Raw genomic sequence first — 3,895 nt, forward strand, 5'->3', positions numbered from 1 at the left:
CTCGCTGAAGGTGACCTCGTTGGGTCGGGCTATTGGGCCGACGAAGGGGTTACCGCCGAGTGGCGGGAAGTTGATCTGGCGGTTCTTGATGATTGGTGCCATGTACTGCACACAAAGTTTGGACGACTGCTCGGCGTTAAGCCTCGACGCCGCCTGAATCGCTCCGCAAAGGAAACTGATCGGATCGGCGAAATTGTTGGCGCTCAAGATGCCGGTGAAGGCGCCGTAGGCGGGATGGTAGATGTTGACGAAGTTCTGGAACGCCGTCGGGGAGATGTGCAATGTCTGCTTGACGTCGTCGAGGCTCTCCATGATCGCCTTTGAGACCGACGTGAGCTTGTCGGAAACCGTTCCGATGGACTCACGATTCTCGGCAACGAACGACTGGACTTCGCCCACAGCGGCATCGAGGTTCTTGGCGGCGTCGGCTATCGCTTGGGGGTCATCGGCGAGCAGACCCGTGACCGACGCCAGGTTCTGGTTGAGTTCGCGCATCAGCGCGGTACTCGACTGCAACGCCGAAACCAGGGTGGCCAGGTTTTTCACCGTGCCGAAGATGTCCTTGCTGTGGTCACCCAGCGCCGAAAATGCCTGCGAGAGCTTGATCAAGGTGTCTCGGATGTTCGCCCCCTGACCACGCAGGTTGTCTGCGGCGGTGTTGATGAATTGGCCAAGTGCGCTTTGCCCACCTGGTTGCGTCGGCTGCAACGACGTCGTGAGCTTCTCGAGTTGCTCACGCAAATCGTCGAATTCGATGGGCACCGCCGTGCGTTGTTGCGGGATGACCGCGCCCCTGGCGAGGGTGGGTCCACCGGTATAGGCGGGCGTGAGCTCGATCGCCCGTGCGGTCACCAGCGTCGGGGAGACGATGACGGCTTTGACGTCGGCTGGCATCTTGTAGGTGTCCTCAACAGCAAAGGTGATCTTGGCACGCAGCGGCTCGGGTTCGATCTTCTCCACCTTGCCGACCGGCACCCCGAGGATCACGACGTCGTCCCCGGCGTAGATGCTGTTGCTGTTGTCGAAGTATGCGACGAAACGGGTCATGCGCGCGCTCACTGTGTTCAGGATCGCCGCAGTCACACCACCGGTCAGCACCAGGACGAGTAGTACCGCGAGCGCCACCCGTACTCGTCGTGTCGGTGTCATCGTGATGCTCCTGCGGGTGGCCCGGCCGGCGCGGCGGATGGCGCAACCTCTCCCGGGGCGGGTACGTAGACCGGTTCTGGTGTCGGTGCGGGGGGAACGAAGGCGGGGGGGCCAGGCGGCGGCCCCCCGGGCGGGGGAGGTGCCGGCGGTTCCCGGTAGGGATAGCAGCCCGGGCCGGGTAGCGGGCATGGGTGATCACCCGGGTTGCCCGTAATCGCGTCGGGCAGCGTCCTTCTCGGCTCGCCACCCTGACCGGTGCGCGGGTAGGGCAGGGGAAGCGGGGGTGTCCCCGGCTGTCCCGTTTGAGGATCGGTCCGCTGGGACGGCAGCAACACGTGCGGATCGAGGCCGAGATCGGAAAACGCGGCGTCGATGAATGGCTGGACAAATTGTCCCGGTAAGAGGTTGACAAGGTATGCGTTGAAGAACGGGCCCGAGGACACCGATTCCCCGAGCGACATGGCGTAGGCGTTGAGCAACTTGATGGACTTCTGGATCCGGTCTTTGCGATTGTCGAGGATGGTCAGTACACCGCTGAGCTTGTCCAGCGCGGGCCGCAGTTGAGCACGGTTCTCGGCGACCAGCGCAGAAAGTTGCTTACTGAGCGCCGACACGTTGTTGGCGATCTGATCCAGCGCGCTGCTCTGCGACAGCAGGGAAGCCAGTAGCGCATTGGTGTTGCCGATCAATTCGACAATCTGGTCGGTGCGTTTGGCCAGCACCGTGCTGGCCTTGTTGGCGTTCGCCAACAAGTTGCGTAGCTGCAGATCGCGGTTGTCGAGCGCCTGGGAGAAGCGGGCGATCCCCTCGACCGCGATCCGCACGTCCGGCGGAGTGTCTTTGAAGGTCTGCGCCAGTGTGGTCAATGACGCGGACAGCGAATCGGTGTCCAGCCCGCTGATGTTCTTCGTCAGATCGCCGAGCGCTTCCGAGAGCTGGTACGGCGACGTGGTGCGCTCGAGCGGGATGGTCTGCGAGGTCCAGCCTTGACCGCGCGGAGTTACTTCCAGGATCTTCGTTCCGAGAAGTGCATTGGTCTTGATGGCCGCCTCGGTACGATCGCCTAGCCGAATGTTGCCGGCAACCTTGAACGTCACCAATACTTTGGGGCCGTCGAGCCTGATACTTGACACCTGACCGACGCGGTAGCCGGACACCTGGACGTTGGCGTTGTTCCTCAGGCCGCCGGCCTCTGCGAAATAGGCACTGTACGTCTTTCCGTCGGAAAAAAACGGCAGCTTGTCGTACTGCAGAGCGGCCAGCACCACCACCAACGTCGCGCCCAGACCCACCGCACCGATGATCATCGGGTTGCGCTCGGAGAAACTCTTCATTTCGGAGTGCACCTGCCCGTGGCCTGACCGACCACCTTGACGTACACTGGCTGGCCACCTTTGCCGTTGAGCTTGAGGATCACGTCGCACAGGTAGAAGCTGAAGAAATCGCCGTAAAGGCCCTGGCGCGCCAGGATCGCGTACTTCTCGGGCAAATGTTCCAGCAGGTTGTCGACGTAGTCGTGGTCGGCCATGATCTGTCCGCCGGTGCGGTCGAGCTGGTGGACGGTGTTCTGCAGGGGCGCGCGCGCCTGATCGAGTAGATCGGCCACCGAGCCCGCGGCGGCGTTGATGTAGGCCACCCCAGTGGTGATGTCTGCGCGTCGATCGGCCAGGCCCTTCACTAACTCCGAAACCGAGTCAACCGCCTTGTCGAACTGCTTGCTCTGGTCCCCCAGCGACCCCAGCAACGTGTTCAGATTATCGATCACTTGACCAATGAGCCGGTCGCGATCGGCCAAAGTGTTTGTTACCGAGGCGGTCTGCGCCAAAAAGGAGCTGATCGTGGCCCCCTCACCTTGGAAGACCTGGATCAGCTGGCCGGTCAGCGCGTTCACCTGAATGGGATTCAACGCCCGCAGCAACGGCCGGAATCCCCCGATCAGTGCCTCCAGATCCAAAGCAGGCTGCGTTCTTTGGATTGGGATGGTCTGGCCGGGTTGGAGGCGCTGAATGGATCCCGCTCCTTCTTCGAGCGCCAAATACCGGTCACCGATGAGGTTTTCGTAGTGGATGACTGCCTTACTGCCTTGCGTGAGGACCACCGAATCGTCAGCCGAGAAGCGGACGGTCACCGTGGCGTCGTCGTTGACGGTGATCTTCTTGACTTTGCCAACCTCGACTCCGGCGATGCGCACGAAGTTGCCGTCGCGAAGCCCGGTGACGTTGGTGAAAACGGCGTTGTAGCTCTTTTCCTGCTGGAACCTGATCTGGCCGAATACGGCGATGATCGCGACGATGCCCAGCGTGCACGCCACCATGAACAGGCCTAAGCGCCACAGGATGGCGGTGAGGTTCTCTCTCATCGCATTTTCCTTCGGTCGAGGCGACTCATGGGCTCGGTGGTGGGACGGCGGCGGATGCCGCGGGTGGGCCACCCGGAGGCGGCGGCAGCGGTAATGGCCCCGGCGCGGGGACGGCCAGACCCGGTGACGGCGGTCCGACACAGCGCAAGCTCGGCGGTTGGGGCGTGGCCCTGGTCACCTGGAAATACTGCGCGTAGCACGGGTGGCCCAAACCGATGTTGGGTCGGATATCCATGCCGGTCCCCCATCCGGTGTTGGTGACCACATAGCGGGCCGGGTAGTTCTTGGCCGGATCCGGTAATGCCCCACAGCCGGGTTTCCCGCCCGGCCGACGGACAGCGCGACGAAGGCGGCCACGTCAACTGCGAGGTGACCGGCTTCGTGCTG

At 62.7% G+C, this 3,895-nt stretch carries 3 protein-coding genes and 1 pseudogene; all 4 read right to left on the reverse strand.

Annotation, left to right across the window (positions count from 1 at the left end):
- Positions 1–1,149: MCE family protein (locus tag A9X04_RS04515; RefSeq protein ID WP_067918154.1), on the reverse strand; the 1,149-nt coding region annotated here is incomplete at its 3' end.
- Positions 1,146–2,483 carry an MCE family protein gene (locus tag A9X04_RS04520; RefSeq protein ID WP_067918147.1) on the reverse strand — a complete coding sequence of 446 codons (1,338 nt, stop codon included), beginning with the start codon at positions 2,481–2,483 and terminating at the stop codon, positions 1,146–1,148. The genes A9X04_RS04515 and A9X04_RS04520, both read right to left, overlap by 4 nt.
- Positions 2,480–3,508, reverse strand: coding sequence for a virulence factor Mce family protein (locus A9X04_RS04525; protein WP_067918149.1), 1,029 nt, complete (start codon positions 3,506–3,508; stop codon positions 2,480–2,482). Before A9X04_RS04525 ends, A9X04_RS04520 begins: the two co-directional genes overlap by 4 nt.
- A 25-nt stretch (positions 3,509–3,533) precedes the next feature.
- Positions 3,534–3,836 (reverse strand): annotated as a pseudogene (locus A9X04_RS29460) (MCE-family protein MCE3A); the annotation flags it as partial.
- Between the last annotated feature and the right edge of the window lie 59 nt (positions 3,837–3,895).

The organism is Mycobacterium sp. E3247, assembly GCF_001667785.1.
In the GTDB taxonomy this organism is placed as follows: Bacteria; Actinomycetota; Actinomycetes; order Mycobacteriales; family Mycobacteriaceae; genus Mycobacterium.

Excerpts from the sequence above, each read along its gene's own strand:
- A9X04_RS04520 (WP_067918147.1), bottom strand. The coding sequence starts at position 2,483 with ATGAAGAGTTTCTCCGAGCGCAACCCGATGATCATCGGTGCGGTGGGT.
- A9X04_RS04525 (WP_067918149.1), bottom strand. The coding sequence starts at position 3,508 with ATGAGAGAGAACCTCACCGCCATCCTGTGGCGCTTAGGCCTGTTCATG.